Below are 19,767 nucleotides of genomic sequence, written 5' to 3' on the forward strand. Positions count from 1 at the left end.
TCGCATACATAACTTGAAACATAGTCAAGAAGCCTTGGGTTGCACAAGTTTAACCAAGGGATTGAATGTATATTAAGGGCACGTCTTGTGGGTTATTCCAGGTCAGTAGCGCTATTATCACCTAGGCTTGGTAGGACACATTAGGAAAGGAAGCGAGGGACAAAAATGAAATCGGCAGTTGTCGTTACGGGTGTCAACCGCGGTGTAGGTTTGGTGCTCGCAGAACACTATTTTGATGCTGGATGGCGAGTGTTCGGTGCCTGCCGCCAGTCGTCGGAAGAACTAGATCGCGAGGCCGATCAGGTGAATGAGGGCATTGATGACACCCGGCCTGGCGACGTCGCCCGGCTGGTCGAGGCGCTTAATGGCCAAGAGGTAGATCTATTAATTAACAACGCGGACTGCTTCGCGATGAGTTACTAGGTGGTGTTGATTTCGATAGTATCCGCGAGCAGATAGAAATCACCGTCTATGCGCCACAGCGAGTAGTGGAAGCGCTACTACCAAATCTTAAAAAGGGTAGCAAGTTCGCTAATATCACTAGCCACATGGGCTCACTAGCGGATAACGACTCCGGTGGGTGCTAGGTTACCGAGCCTCTAAAGCTGCTTTCAATGCGTTTGGTAAATCGTTGGCGATGGACTTGAGGTCGTTGGGTATTGCCGTGGCTCACCTTCATCCCAGCTATGTGAAAACACGCATGGTTAATTCTGGTGGATTGATCAGTCCACAAGAGGCTGCATTGGGCATTGCCGCACGTATTGAAGCGCTGACACTAGATAACAATGGTGGGTTATGGCATAGCAATGGGGAGTCACTCCCTTGGTAAAGGCGGGCGCGATGAACGTGAACGTTATATTCTCGCGTGGGCTACCTAGCGCGCGAGGCCTGTAGCATGTGATTAATGTTTTTGATCAGCCACCCGTGTCCGTGGACAAATGACGGCTACCGACACTCCTTGCCGATTGAGTACACAGCTTAACCGGCTCCTCGTATGGGCATCGGTGCTGTCGAGCCAGACCATGCCCCTGTCGCGCGTCGTCGCATCGGCCATCGCGATGGGAATTTGCCTGCTCGTTCAGCAGCTACTTAAGGCCTCGCACCCGCCGGCTGCGGCCACAGCTTTGCTGATCGCCTTAGGCGGTTTCAAGCTGATACCTTCCGATATGCTCGCCATTGCGGTTGGGGTCGGGCTGATCGTCTTGATCGGTGAGCCGTTGCGGCGCGCGCGTGTTGGAATTTTATTTGGTAAAAAGCATAACGATTAGTCTGGTCTGAACGAGCCGGGGCGGGCTCCGTGAAGCTAATAGGCCGTGAACGCGGGAAGCCGGCCGTCGGTTTACAGCGGTTTCCGTCACTGATGGAGGGTACGCTAGTCGACAATTTGCGCAGCAAGGCTTTTTCTTGCGCTAGCACAGCGAAGAACTCTATTCATAGGGCAGCTTTGGCAGACGGTGACAAAAAGCTAGATACCAATTCCCTGACGATGACTACCTGCAAGCTCAGGCGGTTTTTTGTAGTGTTTCCCTAGTGCTAATAAGTAAGCGTAGTGCTCGAAAAAAGCCACGGTACCTTGCCCTCGGGACCGACATCGGGATCTGGTCAGAAGCAGCAACCCCGATGTGATATAACCAGGCTAATGAATATCTTGCTGAGCTTGAGGCGTTAGCCGAGCAGGCAGGCAACTTGTTACTGATTGGCGTCCCGATATGCGAAGCGGAGGGTCGTATCTAAAATGTGGTGGTGAGCCTCTCCCATCTCTCAGGCTTCTACTACAAACGCACTTGGTGCCATTAGGTGAATATGTTCCGTTTCGAGACTTCTTGGGTTCGGTCCCCGACGTGCTCGGGGCGGCCATGTTTGTTTTCATACCGGGAAGGCAAGCACACGTTCTTAATGCATCAGAGGCGCCCTTAGGGGTCTTCATCTCCTACGAAGCGGTCTTGGTGCCGAAGTCACAGAACTTCTGTCCGAAGCGCAGTTACTAGTAAATGTCAGCAACAATGCTTGGTTCGGCCCTCACCTGCCCTTCCAGATGTCACGCATGCGTGCCATCGAAACCGGCCGAGAACTGCTAAGTACCACGACCACCGGCATCACTGCAGCTATCTGCTACGAAGGAATGGTCCTTAAGCGCGCCCCTCAATTCAAGGTGGCTACCCTCAGCGCCGAAGTGACACCGCGAACTGGCGCGACCCCTTATGTGTACTCCCGGGATTGGCCTGTCCTTGGCCTTCCCTATCAGCGCTTAATGTGGAGTTGTAGTGGCCGCGCTATCAGTGTCCCCTAGGCACGCGTCAGGTAGTGGACGCTAAACAAGCTATTCGCATCGGTCCAGGACGAGAGCGCCTCAAATCCCGCACGTCCCGCCAACGCCTGAAACCCCTCGAGCGTGTATTTATACGAGTTTTCAGTGTGGATTGTCTCGCCTTCCAGAAAACTGAAGCGCTCCCCTTCAATAGTGACGACTTGAGGTAACTGACTGACCAGATGCATCTCAATACGAGAGTGTGCTTCGTTGAAGAACGCATGATGGACAAAATTGGCGGGATCGATTTTAGCGTGCAGCTCATGCCGTAGCCGTTCCAATAGATTTAGGTTGAATGCTGCCGTCACACCCGCTGCATCGTTGTAGGCGGCTTCAAGGGTCGGCTTATCCTTAACCAAGTCGACTCCTACCAACAATCCGCTGCCGGTGGGTAACAAAGAATGCAGTCCACGAAGAAAATCTTCAGCGGCTTGGGGGTCGAAATTACCGATACTTGAACCAGGAAAAAAACCGACCGGTCTTTCGCAGCATAGCCCGTCCGGTAAGGCCATATTGCAACAGAAATCGGCACAGGCGGCATGCACTTCAAGCCATGGGTAATCCGCCGCTAGTCGTCGTGTACTGTCGAGCAGAAAATCCCGCGAGATGTCGATTCCCAGGTAACTGCTAGGACGCATGGCTTCCAGTAGAAGTCGTACCTTACGGCTCGCCCCGCTGCCAAGCTCGATCAACGTCGCTTCATGCCCGGCTATCTCGGCTATATCATCGGCGGCCTCCGCGAGGATCGCCTCCTCGGTCCGTGTCGGGTAGTATTCTGGCTGCTCACAAATTTGATCAAATAACTCAGAACCACGCTGATCATAAAAGAACTTTGGCGAGGCGAACTTTTGATCGGCTCTGAATCCCGTCAGTATCTCATCGCGAAGCGATGTTGAGGCTGGGGACGGGTGCAAGTCGTGGAATTGTACGGCCAGGCTCATGATTAGCTCTCCTTAGCAAGACGGAATCCGGAAAATGCCCAACGGGCATGAGGTGGGAAAAAATTACGATAGGTCGTGCGGATATGGTCTTCCGGGGTGGCACAACAGCCACCTCGAAGCACCATCTGCCCCGACATAAACTTGCCGTTGTATTCACCTAAGCTGCCCGGCAACTTGCGAAATCCTGGATAGGGCCGATAGGCGCTGCCGGTCCACTCCCAAACATCACCGAACATCTGCCTCGGCCCCTCGCTGGATCCGCCGGGGGCAGCCGCGACCGGCTGAAGATGGCCTTGTTCGACGAAGTTGCCATGCAGGGGGACATGTTGAGCCACCGCCTCCCACTCGGCCTCAGTAGGTAGGCGTGCGCCGGCCCATTGGGCATAGGCATCGGCCTCGTAGAAGCTGACATGGCAAACCGGCGCATTCACGTCCACTGGCACCAGCCCGCTTAACGTATAGTGATGCCAGACGCCGTCCCGCTCGACCCAGTAAAGTGGCGCCTTCCAGCCTTCCGCCTTGACCGTGGCCCAGCCATCCGACAGCCAATAGTCAGGTTTGTCGTATCCCCCCGCCTGCATGAACGTGAGAAATTCACCATTGGTAACCGGACGGTCAGCGATCTGGAAAGCCTCAATGAATTGACGATGACGCCCCATTTCGTTGTCGTAGGCAAAACGGCTATCGTTGGCATCATGACCTATCTGCCGCACGCCGGCTGGATAAGCGTGCCAACCGAGTTCACCGACCTCATGGGCGGGTGCCGACACAAGATCACCTCGATAGACTGGGCAGAGCGGGTTCTGGGCCAGGATATGCTTTATGTCCATGAATAGCAGTTCCTGATGTTGCTGCTCGTGAGGCAACCCAAGCTCCAGACGATGGAGAATCTCCTGCAGGTGTTCTTGCGGAGGGTCGTTGAGCAATTCTTCCATGGCCTGATTAATGTGCGCGCGATAGCGATAGACGTCATCCACTGTGGGGCGCGAAATCATGCCGCGTTCAGGACGAGGAAACGGCGTACCGTGGGTCTCATAGTAAGAGTTGAAAAGGTAATCGTATGCGGGGTCGAGGGTCTGGTAGCTGGGGTGAAACGGCTTGAGGATGAAGGCTTCGAAGAACCAGCTGACATGGGCGATGTGCCATTTCGGGGGACTGACGTCCGGCATGCTCTGCACCATGTAATCTTCTTTATGCAGAGGTTCGCAAATTGCGTCGGTGGCGGCACGAACCCGCTGGTACGCACGCAGCCACTCCTTGGTATGAATGCTATCGATTGTTTCGATAGTTAAATCTTGAATAGGTGACATAAATAACTCCCTCTAAGTATTACTCCGTTTAGCTTGATTCGGCAGGCCAGGCCTAACGCACAAAGCCTATCGAATCCGTGAACTCCATTAGCATTTCTGCACCAAGCCCACCGACAATCAACAGCAAGCCAGACACGATCATGGTGGTTCGTGCCCACTGGCCCACCAGTACATGCACAGTGGGTCGGGTATCGCTAAACATCATCCGCGCCACGATGCGCAGGTAATAGAACAGCGAGACAACGGTGTTGGCGGCAGCCACGAATGCCAGCCAAGCGTATCCCCCCTCAATCGTGACGCTGAACAACATGAGTTTGCCAAAAAAACCGATCAGCGGCGGGATACCCACTAAAGAAAGTAGCGAAGCGATTAGTATCGTTGTGGCAATAGGTGCCTGTCTGGCTAGCCCCTGATAGCTCTCCAGTGCAGTGCGCCCTCTCAGATAGGTGACCACAGCGAAAGCCGCCAAGTTAGCAATGGCGTAGCTGGCCAAAAAGAACACCAGCGCCGGTAGAGCCTGGTCGCTTGTTCCCATTACCACGATCGCCATCAAGGCATAGCCGGACTGGGAAACCGATGACCAACCCAGCAGGCGCCGTACATCTGTCTGTCGAAGGGCAGCCACGTTACCCAGCGTCATGGTCGTGACCGAGATCAGAGCCACAATCGCTCGCCAGGCGACATCCGGCGGCATTAATGACACGAAACGGGCCAATGCGACGGCAGCGCCAATCTTGGGAATTACGGTCAAGAAGGCTGCCACCGGTGCCGGGGAACCTTGGGCTACATCCGGCATCCAGGCGTGGGCCGGAAAAGCCGCCAGCTTGAAGGACAAGCCCAGTATGATAGAGGCAGTGGCGATGGTTAGCGCCAGGCTGTCGTGACCTACGGAAAGTTTTTGTGCGATTTCTGGATAGCCTGTGTTACCAGTCAGGCCGAACAACACGACAACGCCTATCGTCAGTAAAGTGTTGGTCAAGGCTCCCATCAGAAAATACTTCATGCCAGCTTCCAGGGCGGGTGCCCAGGTGCGGTGATAGGCAGCCAGCGGATAGCTGGCCACCGACGACAGCAACACACCGACGACCAGTTCCATGGTGTCACTGGCTGACGCCATCATGATCACACCCAACAGCGCGAACAACATCAATGCGTAATACTCGGCATGGCGGCGATCGGTCTGCATCCACTCAGGGGACATGGCAATAACCAGCGCGCCGGCAATCAACACGACTAGTTTGCTGGAGAGTGCCATGCCGTCCAGGGCCCACACACCCGAGAACGTCAGCCTCGGCGGTCCATCCCACTGCGTAAAGGTCAACCCAATACAAAGCCCAATCGTGAGCAACGCCAGTACAGCCGCCCAGACATGCTGGTGTTGTCGGGCGAAAGCCGCGAACAATACGATAATCACAGCACCGAGCGTCAGGCTGATTTCCGGCAACACATCACCAATAGGCATCAGCGGGCTCCTACCAACAGCGTTGCTGAAGCCTCTATGAGGGTCAGCAGGAACTGCGGCGCAATACCAATGATCACGAAGCCTGCCGACAGCACCCCGAGCACACCCCACTCAGCTGGGCGTAGATCGTCAAACTTCGCCCATCGCTGCGGCATCGCCCCGAAGAACAGTTTTTGCAGCATCTGCAGAAACAACGCTGCCGTGATCAGAATGCCCAGCACACCAATGACAGCGAGCCAAGGGTAGACGGCAAAGGTGCCGGCAAAGATATGGAACTCCGCCACGAAGCCGGCCAGACCAGGAAGCCCCAGGCTGGCAAACGAGGCGAGTATGGCGAACGTTGCCAATAGCGGTGCCTGTCGGAGCAGCCCACCATAGCTATCCAAATCGTATTCCTCGGTGCGCTGCCAGAACGAGCCGCAGATCAGAAACAGCGCCCCGGTAATCAGTCCGTGTGCCACCATCTCTACCGTGGCCCCTATCAGTGCCATCTCGCGGGCATATACCGCATCCTGGAACAAGGCGCCAGCCACGGCGATCCCTAGCACCGTGTAGCCCATATGATTGATAGAGGTATAGGCAATGCGTCGTTTCAAATTTCCCTGGCCAAATGCCACGAGGGCACCATAGAGAATAGAAACCACAGCAAAGAGAGCGATAATCAGAGCGTAGCGGGCAAAGGTCTCCCCCATCATTGAGTACGGAATCCTCAGAATCCCGTAGGTGCCCATCTTGAGCAGCACCCCGGCGAGAACTGCCGAGGCCGGTCCGGGAGCGTCGACATGCGCTTGGGGCAACCAGGTATGCACGGGCACGATGGGAGTCTTGATGGCGAAGCCGAGCATGAGGGCGAGAAATATGAGGCCAGCAGACACACCCGCTCCCGCCAATGGCTGCTGCTCGATCAGCACTCGCATGTCAAAGGTGTGTGGCTCGACTGATAGATAAAGCCCGATGAATGCCAGCAACAACAGTAGCGAACCACAGAAAGTGTAAAGAAAGAACTTGAATGCTGAATGCTGGGCCTGACCGTGCCCCCAGCGGCCGATCAGGAAAAACATCCCCACCAGGCTCAGGTCGAAAAAGACATAGAAGAGCAGCAGGTCCAATGAGAGGAAGACGCCAAGCGACACGGACTGCAGAAAGAGCATCCAAGCGTAGTACTGCCGAGGCTGGTTCTGCGTGTTAATGGGATAGGCAATACTGGCAGCGAAGACCAAGGAACTCATCGTCGCGATAGCCAGCGCGATGCCGTCTACGCCTAGCCGGTATGCCATGCCCAGGCTGGGTACCCAAGGCACCTCTTCGACAAATTGAAATAGTGCGCCTTGGGTATCGAACTGCAGCCAAGCCCAGGCCAGCAGTAATACAGGCAATAGGGAAACCCCCACAGCAAACAGGCGAGCCGTGGTCTCTGTCCAACGGCGTGAAACGGCGAGTACGAGAGCTCCCAGCATGGGAAGGCCCAAGGTTGCGGTGAGAATCAAAGGAGTGCTCCTATGCCCAAGATTATAAAAATTACGGCGAACCCTGCCGCGATACCGGTGTAGTAATGATGCGTCTGTCCGGTATGGGCCTGCCGCGCTACTTGGCCCGCCCAGTCAACGCCTCTCGCTAGTAGGCTCGTTGCGCCATCGAATGCCCCTTCGCCACGTCGATCACTGACCTTGGCCAGCCACACGCCAAAACGGGCGCTGGCGCGGATGCCAGCATCTACAGCTCGATCGTCGAAGCGTGCCAGGCCATGGCTGAAGGATATCGCAGCACTTACTCCGCGGCCCCGTAATCCAGCATCCACTACGCGATCATCGAAACGTGCCAGGCCATGGCTGAACCTCATGAAGGTAGAAATCCCCCGCTCTGCCAGAGCTGGCAGGCCAAACCAGTTCGCCATAGCAGCATGCGTCTCGCTCTGTCGGCTCTGATTCGACCCCTCTCGGCGCACCGCCCAAAACCCAGCGCCAATGCCTAGCGCCACCAGCAGTAGCGACAGGATCAGTTCCCACAGTTTGGTTTGGGGAAGCTGGATCGATAGCAGGTTAGCAAGGTCGTTTCCCACACCGGGCCACCAGAGCAGAGATAGCACTAGCGTGCCTGCCGAAAGCAGGTAGAGCGAGCCGGCCTCAACCGAGGAGTGCCCTGGCTGTGATGGGGCAGTTTTCGTGGGGCCATGCAGACCTCGTCCAAATGCGAGCAACTGAAAGCGTGTTGCATACAACGCGCTGAGCCCACCAGCGATGGCGGCGATCACGGCCAGCCAGGACGCCTGATGGCCAGCAGCAGTAATGATCTTCTCCTTGCTCCAGGATGCCCCCAGCGGGATAACCCCTGCCAGCGCCAGACTGGCCACCATGGTCGCCACTGCAATCCCCGGAAGCAGTCGCCCGAGGCGCATCGTATTTAGCGAGTAGCTGCCGACATGACGTTCGGCAATGCCGGCTGCTAGGAACAAAGCCGCTTTCGTGAAGGCGTGTGTGACGAAGTGCACCAGGGCGACACCGGGAAAGCCTGCCCCTACCGCTAACCACATCAGGCCATACTGAGCCGATGTCGAGGCGGCCAGCAGCTTCTTGGCATGCCTTTGCAGATAGGCCACGACCCCCCCTGCCAGGGCGGTGGCCAAGCCTAACGTGATGGCAACCGGCCCAAACCAGGCAACGGCAGCCATCTCCGCATGCAGCCGAATCACCAGATAGATACCTGCGGCGACCATGGTCGCCGCGTGGAGTAATGCCGACACCGGTGTTGGCCCGGACATGGCGGCAAACAACCATGGCGAGAAGGGAACCTGGGCGGACTTGGCCGCTGCAGCCAACACGGCGCCGGCAACAAACACATCCAGTAGCCACCCATCGAGTTGGGACAGGTCAGCAAAGGCAAACGAGCCAGTGCCGGCAAACGCTGCCGCCGCTGCAATGTACAGCCCCAGATCCCCGAAGCGAGTGACCAGGAACGCCCAGGCGGCATCCCGCAGGTTGTCGCCCTCTTGCCACTCGTGGGCAATCAGTGCCCATGAACAGGCCCCGACCAGCTCCCAGGCGATCAGCAGGGTCACCAGATCCTCAGCCAGCACGAGAAGCTCCATCGCCCCGACAAATGCCGTCAGCAGAGCGACCAACCTGACGGGTGGACGCGTTGGCACGCCCTCACTGACGGGCTCAGACTCATGGTAGGCGCTATAGGCTATGATCAGTGTAGCGATCAGTGGCACGACGATGGCAAATACAGCGCTCGCTGGTGTCATCCCAACCGACAGGACGATCCGTGAGCTCCAGCGATAGGCACCACCCCAGTCCCCCATGAGCGCCACACTCGCGAGCAGCAGGGTAACGACAGCGACTGCCGCCCCCATCAGGCCCAACACGGCTCGACCACTATCCCTAGCGGACAAGCGCTTGCCAAGCCAATACATCCCGGGGGCGGCAAGCAGTGGGAAAAGAGGAACAAACCACAACATCAGTGCTTCAACCCGGTCAGTGACTCGGTCATGTCGGCCTGCTTACCGCGGAAGACGGCTACTACCAAAGCAAATCCCATGGCCATCTCAATGGCCATCACCGCCATAACAATGATCGTCAGCAGTTGCCCTTCTGGCGCCCCAGCCCCGCTAAAGGCCCAGAACGCCACCGCGGCGAGCATGACGCCATTGAGGATCAGTTCCAGTCCCATCATCAGCATCACGAACGATTGCTGGGAAAGCGCACCATAAATCCCGATGCCAATCAGTGCCGCTGCCAATAGCAAAAGTGTGGTTAGTGTCATGCAAGCCTCCCTGCCTATCTGTCTGCTTGGTCAGTGGTGATGATGGTGTTGATGACCACCACTCTCTTCCTCTTCGTCCTCCTCGAGCTTACCCGCCGGGTCGCCACCCGGCTCCAGCCCCGGCGGTAGCGAACCCACTGCAGCCGCCCCATAGCGGCCCCGATGACTCGACAACACCACCACGCCGATCATGGTGGTTAAAAGCACGATGCCCGCCGACTCGAAGATCAGCATCGAGTCACCAAGCATCTCATTGCCTAGGGATCTAACTGGCTCAAGGTCTGCCGAGACCGGCTGGTCAGGAAAGGCAGCCAATAGCGCCATGGCGCCCAATACCAGGAAGCCGACAATCCCCGCCCCGATAGCGATACGTTCCTGGTGAACCATATTCATCGGGTTAAGGCCGGCAGGATTCATCATGAACATGACCATGAACAGCGCCATGACCGTCATCTCCACAGCCATCATGAAGAACATCGCCACGCCCAGGTATTCCGCTGCCAGCAGAATCATGATCACGCCTACGGCGATGAACGACACCAGCAGGAAAAAGGAGGCGCGTACCATGGAATCGGTACGAAACACTCGCCATCCGGTGACCACCGCGAGCGTGGCCAATGATAGAAACGTGATATCAATGCCAATGCCGTGATTCATAGCAGCGCCCCTATGCCAGCCCACACCAGGTCGATAAACGACAGTGGTAACAGCACCACCCACATCAAGGTGACGCAGCGCTCAGGGGCAATACGCGGCAGTACCCGTCCAAGCAATAGCAACACGAGTAGCACTGCCAGCATCTTGATGGCCATCCATAACGGACCGGGTAGCCAAGGTCCCATCCAGCCACCTAAAAAAGCACTTGCTGCCACACCACTGAAAGCAACCAACATGGCCGCCCGAGCCACATCCCAGACCAGCCGAGGTGGCCCAGAGATCTCAGAAGCCGTTCCTCCAGCCAGGTCCTTCGAATCAGCAAGGTTGAGCGGGCCCCAGAAGGTCATGCCTAGGCCGACAATCAGGAACAATGGCAACCCCAGCGGTTGGCGTATGACATTCCACAGCGCTTCTTGCGAGGCGACCACTTGGGTGAACTGTAGCGATTCGGCCGGCAATGCCACGCCAATTAGCACAAACATGCTGATCAGGATGTAAGAGAGCCCTAGCGCCACATAACGGTAGCCGCCGATGAGTGCCAGCAGCGCGTTTGCCGACCAGCCATGCAAGAAGATAACCACTGTCGCTAATGCTTCCACGCTGCCCCACAGCACCACGCTGGTGACCAAGTCAGTGGCGACCAGCGACTCCGACCACGGCACCACGGCCAGTCCGATTGCAGCCAACGCCAAATACAGTGCCGGCGCCAGCCGCCAGGCCTGCCAGTCCGGTGCTTCGGTGGCATTGGCGTGTTGGGTCATCAGCCAAGCCCCTCGGGCCATGGGAGCAAGCCAGACACGGCCTGCCTGAGGGGCGCCGAATGCACCGGCAATAAGCCGATCAAGCACCGCCACGACGTAGGCGCCGACAGTCAGCATGAACATCACCATCAGTACAGGCAGGAACAGCTCACTTAACAACATTACCCGAACCTCCCTGCACTGCCCGTGACTCACCAGGCGACTGTGTTCCGCCCCCTCTATCGGCTACCGCCGCTATATCCAGACTAGCAATAGTAGCCAGTGCATCGCCCCACTCCAGGCCTGGTAAGATCTCGTCAAGAATCGCGCTAGCATCTTCGGGAGGCTGTTCGTCCCACGGCCCCCGTGGCGTCTCGATGCAATCCACATCGTTCGTGTACACCTCATCCCGTTCGGCCTGGCGTGCCAACATTAAGGATTGTTCGACTTCGTCCAAGATTTGCTTCCAACGGGCCGAGACTCCTCCTCCGTCCTGGCATACGGGGGAAAACCCTAGACGGCGATAACCGGCATCGTGTGAACGCAAATCATCAGCCAGCCCGGCAGCACGAGCGGCAGGCCCGCCAAACTGTCGGGCCTGCTCTGTATTGAGCACACCACCGCCTACAGCAGCCAGATGAAAGAAGCCACTGCGAACCAGGCGTCGACGTAGCCCATCTAGCGTGCTTGATGTCGACAAACCGTGTGCCAGGCGCAAGGAACTTAGGCTGAGTGCTTCCAGCCCAGCAAGATGCAGCGCATGGTACAGGCGCTGCAGATGATGACGGGCCCGTGCGAGCTCAATCTCGGCGATGGGGACGGGGTGCTTCCGAGCGTTGAAAAACACCGCGTCGAGGCGTTGCGGATACGGCTCCAACTGCGTTTCCCATGACTGAACCAGATCCCCCTGCAACGTAACCTCCGCTGCCATGCCGGGCGGAAATGCCATGAAGAACGGCCCGAGCCGAAAAGTCAGCGAATCCAGCGTCAAACCATCGCTGATATCTTCCTGCATATTCATGGCCATGGGCCGCCCGTAGGGCACTCCACCCATCATGCCTTCGCCACCTTGGCCGAAGTCTCCTTCACCTTTCCAAGGATTGGGCGGTCTATCCGACAAGATGCGGCATCCACTGTCACGCTGGCCTGTCATCAGTTCACGATGTGCTTTGGTTAGGGCCGCAGGTAAATCGGTGAGATCATCGATCCGATCCACGTTTTCAAGATGAGGCCACGGTTCGTTACGAAACCACAGCGTAGTGAAAGGATCAGGCAACTGATCGTGAACACGACGTAGAGGCTCTAATCTATCAGCCGGAACCTCCCCCGCAATCAGCAACACACTGGCGTGGCGTGGCGAATCGACCAGTTCGATTTCCGGCGATAGCGCGAGGTACCGCAGCGCTTTATCGCCCTGCTTGCCCAGCACAGGAAATACGGGAGCCCGCTTATGCGAAGCGAGTTTCCGTAGCCAGTTCACTGCCACTTGAATACCCCCTCACGCCAGGCGTAAACAATGCCAACCGACAGGATGGCCAGGAACATGCCCATCTCCATTACTGCCATCATGCCCTTCTCTACGAAGACAACCGCCCATGGATACATGAACATCATCTCCATTTCGAAGGCGATCAGCAGCAGCGTCATGGGATAATAGCGGACGTGATAGCGGCTCCAGGCGTGGCTATCTGGCGTACCACCGCCTAGAAAAGGCGCGCGCTGCGGGTAGGTGGCTATCGGCTGGTGGCGCATAGGCAGCCACTGCACTAGCAGGCCGGCGCCTAAGCTCAGTAATAAAACAATAAGCAGAGTCAACAGTTCCATGCGAATCCCTCGCGTCATTAGCCAGCAAATCCTTGCCGTAAATTACAACGTAGCAGGCTGAAGCAGCGCATTTATACAAGTGTAGATATCAAACCTGAATGCAAACTGAATATGCTGCCTAAAACATGGTGCAAAAAGTAATAAACCGCAAGGTGGGTGCAGGCTCTGAGTGCAACGCTACCTAATAGATGGCGGGTGAGCATTCATGGTGTTTAGACCAGCGCCTCAACTGGCCACCTGAAGTCAAGGCGCTTCCTATTCAACTGGTAATACAATGTCCTCTTGGGTGTGGCGCGGCAGTTCCGCCCCTTTCGCCTGTGTTAAGCCGTCGATGTTTTTATTGCTACCGCGTTGTCATAGGCTGTGTGGATCACAAAAGTAGATAGCAACACTCGTTGCCTCGATAATTATGCATGCCGTTGTTGTCCAATCAGTTGGCAGGCGCTGCACCGGTTTCCAGAGAAGCACATTCAGTTCGTATCTACACCGTGTTTGCCATGAACTACATGGCGCTGTGACAACATGGACTGGCACAGTTGAGGTGTCTGTTTATAACTACTAGGAAGATGAACTGCAGACCGCTACTCATCAAGCTCGGTGTGCTTGCGCCCATGACTGGGGCCGGTATTTCTATTCTCAAAGCGAGTAACCCCGGGATGAACCTCCCCGGTTATTCTGGAGACCGGTTTGTTTGAGTCAGGCTGCTTCACCCGACTCCTCCAGTTGACGACAATACGTCCTTTCTCGTTCTGCTGGTGAAACGTTTCCGATGGGTTCCTGTAGTCGGCGATTGTTGAACCAGTCAACCCATTCCAGCCTGGCATACTCAACGGTATCCAGCCCCTTCCATGGGCCACGATGGTGAATCACCTCCGTTTTGAATAGGCCGATGATGGTCTCGGTCAGTGCATTGTCGTAGGAGTCGCCGGTGGTGCCGACTGAGGCATCGATACCCTCGTCAGCCATACGCTCTGTATAGCGAATCGAGGGATATTGTCTTCCCCGATCACTATGATGGATCAACCCTCGTATGTGTTTTTGTGCCCACAGAGCTAGCTCCAGGGCGTCCAGTACCTGTCCCGTTTTCATCGACGTCGCTACACGCCAACTCACGATACATCGTGCGTAAACATCGATAACGAACGCAACATAAACGAAGCCAGACCAGGTGGCGACGTAGGTAAAATCGGCCACCCAAAGCTTATTAGGGCGCATGAGCCGTTCTACGGTGCAGCGAGCAACATTAACGTGGAGTTGCCGCCAGACCTTACGAGCACCGTAAACGCAGAAATCTTCCTCCCATACCCGATGAATCTCAGCCGTAAGAAACGCATCCTGCCGATATCGCTCTGCTCGTCGTTCAGGATCGGCTTCAAAGTGCCTTGTGGTGGTAATACTTCGATGGGGCGATTGGCAGCTGACTACAAATCGATTCGACCCCGAACTGAGCACGATGCTCGTCGATAAATGACACCATCAATTGGGTTTGCGGTCGAGCTCCGCCTGGGCGAAAAAAGCAACCGCCTTACGGAGAATTTCCTTGGCACGCTTCAATTCGGTGTTTTCACGCTCTAGCTGCTTGAGTCGTTCATGTTCAGACAGGTTAACCGAGCTGTTTTCCTGCGTGAGTTCTGTGCGTTTGCACCAGGCTCTCAAGGTCTCTGGTGTGCAGCCTAACTTACTAGCAATGGAGCAGATTGCTGCCCACTTGGATAGGTATTCCCATTGCTGTTCAATGACTAATCGAACACCCCGCTCCCGGACTTCCGGGGAATATCGTTTTGGTGAGTTAATGACGCCATCCTCTCAAGATATGGAGTCTCCGGTAAAGCCGGGGCGGTTCACATGTACAGTTGTGGTTAGTGGGAATGAAACTGTTCGCTATCGGCTGAATTGTTGCGCTTGGCAAGAAATAGCCATTCGCCGATGAGCAGCACGGCCATCAATCCGGCGGCAACGATAAGTACCAGTGGATCTGAAGTGGCTTTTACCCAAACAAAGCCACTCAATACGAGGACATCTAGCAGAATGGCAATGCTTGGAATAACCGCGTTAGCGCCCACACTTTTCCTGAGATGGCGCAGCACTCCCCAATGGATAGCGATATCCATGATCAAGTAAAAAATAATGCCGAGCGCCGCGATACGGCTAAGATCAAAAAACGCAGTCAAGATTAAGCCAAACACAATGGTGTACACCAACGTGTGCTTTTGCAGGCTACCTGGCATATGGAAGTGGCGGTGTGGAACCAATTTCATTTCAGTCAGCATGGCTAGCATGCGTGATACGGCGAAAACACTGGCGATGATCCCGCCTGCTGTGGCTAGCATGGCTAAAACAACGGTAAAGCCAACGGCAGCTTCACCAAGTGCGGGCCGAGCCGCTGCCGCCAGCGAATAGTCTTGAGTTTCGATAATCTCAGACAAGGAAAGATTGCTGGCCACCGCAAAGCCCACAAGCGCATAGATGACTACACATAGCGCGATGGAGATCATGATGGCCTTGCCCAGGTTGCGCTTTGGGTTTTTCAGCTCCGAGCCACTATTGGTAATGGTCGTAAAACCTTTGAAAGCCAAAATACCTAGCGCCGTCGCGCCCAAGAAGCCTGAGAGGGTTGGGGATGGCGCATCCCCGCCAGTACCCATGTCGATAGAATCTGCAATAAAAACACCGACAACACCAAACACGATGATGCCGCCAATTTTGATGAAGCCCAGCACCGAGGCAACTGTTTCAATCAACTTGTTGGTGGATAAATTGATCAAAAAAGCCGCGAGCAATAAGCCCACACCGAGTAGTGGCACAAACACAGCGCGATCACCCAGGTCAAATAGCTCCAGCGTGTAAGAACCGAAAGTTCTCGCCAAAAAGCTCTGCGCAATCACCATGGAAAAATACATCAATAGCGCATGGAAAGCGGTGGGGAGCGTTGAGCCATACGCTTTTTGCAAATACATGCCAATCCCCCCGGCAGATGGGTAAGTATTGGACATTTTGACGTAAGAGTAAGCGCTGAAAGAGACAATGACCGCGGCAGCCAAAAAGGCTAGGGGAAATAGAGGGCCGGTCATTTCCGCCATCTGTCCAGTTAACGCAAAGATTCCTGCGCCGATCATTACTCCAGTGCCAAGTGCTACGGCACCGATTAGTGAGAGGCTTCCTTCTTCGTAATGTGGCGTTCTATCCTGGTCAGCCATGCAAACACTCCTATGGATTAAGCCTAAGGCGTGCGTGTTCACCGCCTTAGGCCAGTGTGGGATAAGTTCAACACCAAGTGTGGTTGAGTTAGCTGAACGTAACCTGAATATGGTTCAGTCATTTAACTGACCTATATCATGGTTTGGCGTAAGAGTACGGGTCTTACCCCAACAACATCCGCAACGGCATCCACAGTCCCATAGCGATCATCACGAGGTTTTCGGTTAGTGACACAAAACCCAACGGCACATTGCTGTTACCACCGACGCAGGCGCACTTCAGCTCACGCTTATCGATATACACGGCTTTAAACACGGAAACCGCCCCCACCGTACCGACAAATAGCGCCAGTGGGGCTGCCAGCCAAATCAATGCTCCGGCCAGCATTAAAATGCCTGCAAGTGTCTCGGCGTAGGGGTAAAAATAGCTGTAGGGCACGTAGCGCTGGGCCAAAAGGTCGTAATTCAAAAACATACTGCTGAAACTTTCGACATCTTGCAGTTTCTGCAAGCCCAGCAGCACCATCGCCGTAGCAACGGCGAACTCCGGCATGCGTGCAGTAAACAGTGTGCCTTGGGTCGCCCAGCTAATCGCCAAGCCTATCAGCAGCGCAGTAGCAAAAATGGCAATCACCGGCCGGTAAGTGGTTTCTTTTGCATTGGGAACGCTCATTCCCAGATGTTTGCGCAGCTCTTCATAGCCACCGATACGTTGGTCACCGATATACACCTGGGGCGTCGTGTCGACGTTTTCCTGTTTTTTGAAAGCATCGATTTCATCACGAGACGTTAAGGTATGATCGTCGACCTTAAAGCCTTTACGCTTGAGTAGATCAACCGTTTTCAAACCGAACGGGCACATATGCTCGACGGTTTTCATCCGGTAAACCTGTGCAGAGGCAGTGGATGTTGACGTTGGCATTGATTTTCCTTCGTTAAGAACATGGTATTTACTAAAAATATAGAACCTTTGTGCTACATACAGGCAAGTATAGCCTGCTCATTTATTTTAAAATTCTAGCTACGGTTACGAATAGGTTTCTGCAACGATAGAAATATATGTTAAATAAAAAGGCCAGCATAAAGGCTGGCCCTGTATCTTAAATTAGTGACTATATATTAATAGTCAACATGTAACTCATAGCGGTTATTGTCATTTTCTTTAGTACCTCCCAGTGCATTGCCTGTCACTTCAAGTTGATAATTGCCTGGCTGCAGTTGGCGGACCATTTCAAAATGGCCACGTGGGCTGGATGCTTCTGCTACCTGCTGTCCCGCTGCATTATAAAGCACCGCGGAGATACGGTTTCCAGTGCTGGTTGCGCCTGGAAAGTGCTCGCTTGCCACCTTCAGCGTAGTCGCTTGTTCAATGTTAATATTGAAACGTTTGGATTGCCCCTGAGCAAGAATCTGTGTAGAAGAGACGCCTCTTTCAAGTAGCGGCAGATCCTGGGTTGTATTGCCGAAGTTAGCCAATACAGGTGTTGAAAGAATGCTGGCTACAAGCGCTCCAAAGAGAATTGATTTAACTTTCATGATAATTACTCCAGTGGTTGATGATTTGTTTATATTAGCTGTGGTTTTTGAAACGAAGCTGAATTTAAAAATAAAAACAATAAAAAAAACGCCACCAATTGGTGACGTTAAAAGTTACCCATTACCAGAGTTGTTAGAACATCATTCTAACACCGGCCACCACTCCAGTGTCTTCCGTGTTGTCGCCACTGGCGCGGGTGAGATCCGCCGTGTCGCCGTACTCTTTCTCCCAATAAGCACCGATGTAGGGGGCGAAGCGGCGGGTCACCTCATAACCTAGACGCATACCCACACGCACGGAGTTTAGCCCTTGGCCCACCCCAAACTCCTCGACTTCGCTAGCAGCAACGGCAATTTCGGTACGCGGCTGTAGGTAGAGCCGCTGCGTCAGGCGCAGATCGTACTCGCTTTCCAGGCTGGCGGAGATATCGCCTTCATCGCTTATCCTCAAGTCGAGATCGGTCTCGAAGCGATAGGGGACGAGCCCCAATAGGCTGATGACGCCGAAATAGCGTTCGGGATGGTCATTCGTAGCGATACCGCCCTGATAACCGATGCCGCCCTGAAGTTCCCAGAAGTCGGCAATCAAACGACTATAAAGCAGGTCGAGGGACTCGAATTCTGCATCTTCGCCATCGCCCTGGACGTTTTCGCCTTCGCCTTCCACGTATAGGCGATTGAAATCACCGCCATACCAGGCCTGGAAATCCCAGACCAAGGCATCCCCCCCCTTGTCGGGCGAAGCATATTCCAAGCGATCGACCAGTACCGTGGTCATCGGGTGCTCCACGACCGGTGACGGCCAGCCGGCCGGGGCGTCATAGCCGTCTTCGGCTTGAGCAGTCGTGGCGGCGGCCATGCCGAGGGCGGCGCTGGCGAGGGTTACGTAGTACTTGGTTTTCATACTGCCTCCTTAAGAAACCTGAACAACGCGGAACATGCCAGCATCCATGTGATAGAGAAGGTGGCAGTGGAACGCCCAACTGCCCTCGGCGTCTGCAGTGATCAGCGCAGACACGCGCTCGCCGGGCTTCACGTTCAAGGTGTGTTTGCGCGGAATCAATTCACCCTGGCCGTTTTCCAGCTCCATCCACATGCCGTGGAGGTGGATAGGATGCTCCATCATGGTGTCGTTAATGAGGATAAGGCGCAGTCGCTCATCTTTCTCAAAATGGATGGGGCCGGTCACTTCGCTAAACTTCTTACCGTCGAACGACCACATATAACGTTCCATATTGCCGGTCAGGTGCAGCTCAAGCTCACGGCCTGGTTCACGGCGGTCAGGCCATGGCGTGAAGGCTTTTAAATCGCGGTAGACTAAAACACGACGTTCATCAGGGTCGATGCCGATGCCCGCCTGGTCGTATCGAGAGCCGGGCTGGGCTTCACCGGCAACGAGCAAGCCATTTTCGCCGATTTTCGCCTGTTCACCCGCCATGCCACCCATATTAGAGTGATCCATGCCTTGCATGTTGGACATGCTGGAGTGGTCCATCCCCGCCATGCTGGAATGATCCATGCCTTCCATATTCGACATGTTTGAGCGATCCATTTCCGACATGTTGGAATGATCCATACCTTCCATATTCGACATGCCGGAGTGGTCCATCCCCGCCATATTTGACATGCCAGAATGATCCATCCCGCCCATACCGTGGGCACCCATGGCTTCCATACCGCGGTCGGCAATTTGACGGCGTTCAGGGATGTCGGCCTGCATCCCTTCACGCGGTGCCAGGGTAGCGCGGGCGTAGCCGCTGCGATCCATGGCTTCGGCGAAGATGGTGTATGCCCGGTCGTCTTCAGGTGAAACAAGCACATCGTAGGTTTCCGCCACGCCAATGCGGAACTCATCAACAGGGATGGGCTGGACCGGTTGGCCATCGGCGGCCACCACGGTCATCTTCAAGCCAGGTATACGGACATCGAAGTATGACATGGCCGAACCGTTAATCACGCGTAGCCGTACCCGCTCACCGGCCTTGAACAGCGCGTTCCAGTTTTCCTGGGGGGAGTGGCCGTTGAGCAGG

At 55.2% G+C, this 19,767-nt stretch carries 19 protein-coding genes, 1 pseudogene and 1 other annotated feature; of the genes and pseudogenes, 4 read left to right on the forward strand and 16 right to left on the reverse strand.

The genetic code is table 11. The features are described 5' to 3' along the window. Positions 1–165: 165 nt before the first annotated feature. From HZS80_RS24025 to HZS80_RS23670, 4 genes are all read left to right on the forward strand, one after another. On the forward strand, positions 166–423 hold the full coding sequence (locus HZS80_RS24025; protein WP_338035173.1) for an SDR family NAD(P)-dependent oxidoreductase: 258 nt from the start codon (positions 166–168) through the stop codon (positions 421–423). 157 nt (positions 424–580) lie between these two features. After that, positions 581–829 carry an SDR family NAD(P)-dependent oxidoreductase gene (locus tag HZS80_RS24030; protein WP_338035174.1) on the forward strand — a complete coding sequence of 83 codons (249 nt, stop codon included), beginning with the start codon at positions 581–583 and terminating at the stop codon, positions 827–829. Positions 830–938: 109 nt separating this feature from the next. Further along, on the forward strand, positions 939–1,268 hold the full coding sequence (locus HZS80_RS20540) for an HPP family protein (protein ID WP_082072709.1): 330 nt from the start codon (positions 939–941) through the stop codon (positions 1,266–1,268). Between the two features lie 776 nt (positions 1,269–2,044). Further along, complete coding sequence (locus HZS80_RS23670) at positions 2,045–2,290, forward strand: hypothetical protein (RefSeq protein ID WP_241524673.1); 246 nt, start codon at positions 2,045–2,047, stop codon at positions 2,288–2,290. Here the strand turns inward: HZS80_RS23670 and egtD are convergent. From egtD to HZS80_RS20625, 16 genes and pseudogenes are all read right to left on the reverse strand, one after another. After that, complete coding sequence (gene egtD, locus HZS80_RS20550) at positions 2,287–3,249, reverse strand: L-histidine N(alpha)-methyltransferase (RefSeq protein ID WP_083025447.1); 963 nt, start codon at positions 3,247–3,249, stop codon at positions 2,287–2,289. The two genes, HZS80_RS23670 and egtD, sit on opposite strands and share 4 nt — an antisense overlap. Before the next feature lie 2 nt (positions 3,250–3,251). Continuing rightward, a complete protein-coding gene (gene egtB / locus HZS80_RS20555; RefSeq protein ID WP_083025449.1) occupies positions 3,252–4,559 on the reverse strand; it encodes an ergothioneine biosynthesis protein EgtB in 1,308 nt (435 codons plus the stop codon). Positions 4,560–4,611: 52 nt separating this feature from the next. Then, the gene (locus HZS80_RS20560) at positions 4,612–6,021 is read right to left on the reverse strand and encodes an NADH-quinone oxidoreductase subunit N (RefSeq protein ID WP_113271255.1); all 1,410 of its coding nucleotides are present in this window, start codon (positions 6,019–6,021) and stop codon (positions 4,612–4,614) included. Beyond that, on the reverse strand, positions 6,021–7,508 hold the full coding sequence (locus HZS80_RS20565) for a complex I subunit 4 family protein (RefSeq protein WP_206604585.1): 1,488 nt from the start codon (positions 7,506–7,508) through the stop codon (positions 6,021–6,023). The genes HZS80_RS20560 and HZS80_RS20565 overlap by 1 nt, the downstream gene beginning before the upstream one ends. Next, positions 7,505–9,478, reverse strand: coding sequence for an NADH-quinone oxidoreductase subunit 5 family protein (locus HZS80_RS20570; protein WP_113271256.1), 1,974 nt, complete (start codon positions 9,476–9,478; stop codon positions 7,505–7,507). The genes HZS80_RS20565 and HZS80_RS20570 overlap by 4 nt, the downstream gene beginning before the upstream one ends. Beyond that, positions 9,478–9,783: an NADH-quinone oxidoreductase subunit NuoK gene (gene nuoK, locus HZS80_RS20575; RefSeq protein WP_035413666.1), complete on the reverse strand. Its 306-nt coding sequence runs from the start codon at positions 9,781–9,783 to the stop codon at positions 9,478–9,480. The genes HZS80_RS20570 and nuoK overlap by 1 nt, the downstream gene beginning before the upstream one ends. A gap of 30 nt (positions 9,784–9,813) precedes the next feature. Next, positions 9,814–10,440: an NADH-quinone oxidoreductase subunit J gene (locus tag HZS80_RS20580; protein WP_045812309.1), complete on the reverse strand. Its 627-nt coding sequence runs from the start codon at positions 10,438–10,440 to the stop codon at positions 9,814–9,816. After that, complete coding sequence (locus HZS80_RS20585) at positions 10,437–11,363, reverse strand: NADH-quinone oxidoreductase subunit H (protein ID WP_113271257.1); 927 nt, start codon at positions 11,361–11,363, stop codon at positions 10,437–10,439. The genes HZS80_RS20580 and HZS80_RS20585 overlap by 4 nt, the downstream gene beginning before the upstream one ends. Beyond that, entirely contained in the window at positions 11,350–12,666 is a 1,317-nt protein-coding gene (locus tag HZS80_RS24035; protein WP_179917160.1) for an NADH-quinone oxidoreductase subunit D-related protein, read from the reverse strand. Before HZS80_RS24035 ends, HZS80_RS20585 begins: the two co-directional genes overlap by 14 nt. Continuing rightward, positions 12,657–13,004, reverse strand: a complete 348-nt coding sequence (locus tag HZS80_RS20595) for an NADH-quinone oxidoreductase subunit A (RefSeq protein WP_035556078.1) — start codon at positions 13,002–13,004, stop codon at positions 12,657–12,659. The genes HZS80_RS24035 and HZS80_RS20595 overlap by 10 nt, the downstream gene beginning before the upstream one ends. A gap of 696 nt (positions 13,005–13,700) precedes the next feature. Then, positions 13,701–14,798: pseudogene (locus tag HZS80_RS20600) on the reverse strand (IS3 family transposase). Continuing rightward, positions 14,407–14,523: a sequence feature (AL1L pseudoknot), on the reverse strand. (Overlaps the previous pseudogene by 117 nt.) Before the next feature lie 65 nt (positions 14,799–14,863). Then, entirely contained in the window at positions 14,864–16,201 is a 1,338-nt protein-coding gene (locus HZS80_RS20605) for an APC family permease (RefSeq protein WP_035556027.1), read from the reverse strand. A 163-nt stretch (positions 16,202–16,364) separates the two neighbouring features. Next, positions 16,365–17,123 (reverse strand): glutaredoxin, encoded by a 759-nt coding sequence (locus HZS80_RS20610; RefSeq protein WP_035556029.1) that lies wholly within the window; start codon positions 17,121–17,123, stop codon positions 16,365–16,367. Positions 17,124–17,320: 197 nt separating this feature from the next. Further along, positions 17,321–17,737 (reverse strand): hypothetical protein, encoded by a 417-nt coding sequence (locus HZS80_RS20615; protein ID WP_035556031.1) that lies wholly within the window; start codon positions 17,735–17,737, stop codon positions 17,321–17,323. A gap of 133 nt (positions 17,738–17,870) precedes the next feature. After that, a complete protein-coding gene (locus HZS80_RS20620) occupies positions 17,871–18,641 on the reverse strand; it encodes a copper resistance protein B (RefSeq protein WP_035556033.1) in 771 nt (256 codons plus the stop codon). 9 nt (positions 18,642–18,650) lie between these two features. Further along, positions 18,651–19,767 (reverse strand): multicopper oxidase domain-containing protein (locus HZS80_RS20625; RefSeq protein ID WP_176305112.1); only part of this gene is annotated, 1,117 nt, incomplete at its 5' end.

Origin of the sequence: Vreelandella glaciei (assembly GCF_013415125.1) — a bacterium.
GTDB classification, from domain to species: Bacteria; Pseudomonadota; Gammaproteobacteria; order Pseudomonadales; family Halomonadaceae; genus Vreelandella; species Vreelandella glaciei.

Coding starts and splice junctions, on each gene's coding strand:
- HZS80_RS24025 (WP_338035173.1), top strand. CDS start 166: ATGAAATCGGCAGTTGTCGTTACGGGTGTCAACCGCGGTGTAGGTTTG.
- HZS80_RS20540 (WP_082072709.1), top strand. CDS start 939: ATGACGGCTACCGACACTCCTTGCCGATTGAGTACACAGCTTAACCGG.
- HZS80_RS23670 (WP_241524673.1), top strand. CDS start 2,045: ATGCGTGCCATCGAAACCGGCCGAGAACTGCTAAGTACCACGACCACC.
- egtD (WP_083025447.1), bottom strand. CDS start 3,249: ATGAGCCTGGCCGTACAATTCCACGACTTGCACCCGTCCCCAGCCTCA.
- egtB (WP_083025449.1), bottom strand. CDS start 4,559: ATGTCACCTATTCAAGATTTAACTATCGAAACAATCGATAGCATTCAT.
- HZS80_RS20560 (WP_113271255.1), bottom strand. CDS start 6,021: ATGCCTATTGGTGATGTGTTGCCGGAAATCAGCCTGACGCTCGGTGCT.
- HZS80_RS20570 (WP_113271256.1), bottom strand. CDS start 9,478: ATGTTGTGGTTTGTTCCTCTTTTCCCACTGCTTGCCGCCCCCGGGATG.
- nuoK (WP_035413666.1), bottom strand. CDS start 9,783: ATGACACTAACCACACTTTTGCTATTGGCAGCGGCACTGATTGGCATC.
- HZS80_RS20580 (WP_045812309.1), bottom strand. CDS start 10,440: ATGAATCACGGCATTGGCATTGATATCACGTTTCTATCATTGGCCACG.
- HZS80_RS20585 (WP_113271257.1), bottom strand. CDS start 11,363: ATGTTGTTAAGTGAGCTGTTCCTGCCTGTACTGATGGTGATGTTCATG.
- HZS80_RS20595 (WP_035556078.1), bottom strand. CDS start 13,004: ATGGAACTGTTGACTCTGCTTATTGTTTTATTACTGAGCTTAGGCGCC.
- HZS80_RS20605 (WP_035556027.1), bottom strand. CDS start 16,201: ATGGCTGACCAGGATAGAACGCCACATTACGAAGAAGGAAGCCTCTCA.
- HZS80_RS20610 (WP_035556029.1), bottom strand. CDS start 17,123: ATGCCAACGTCAACATCCACTGCCTCTGCACAGGTTTACCGGATGAAA.
- HZS80_RS20615 (WP_035556031.1), bottom strand. CDS start 17,737: ATGAAAGTTAAATCAATTCTCTTTGGAGCGCTTGTAGCCAGCATTCTT.
- HZS80_RS20620 (WP_035556033.1), bottom strand. CDS start 18,641: ATGAAAACCAAGTACTACGTAACCCTCGCCAGCGCCGCCCTCGGCATG.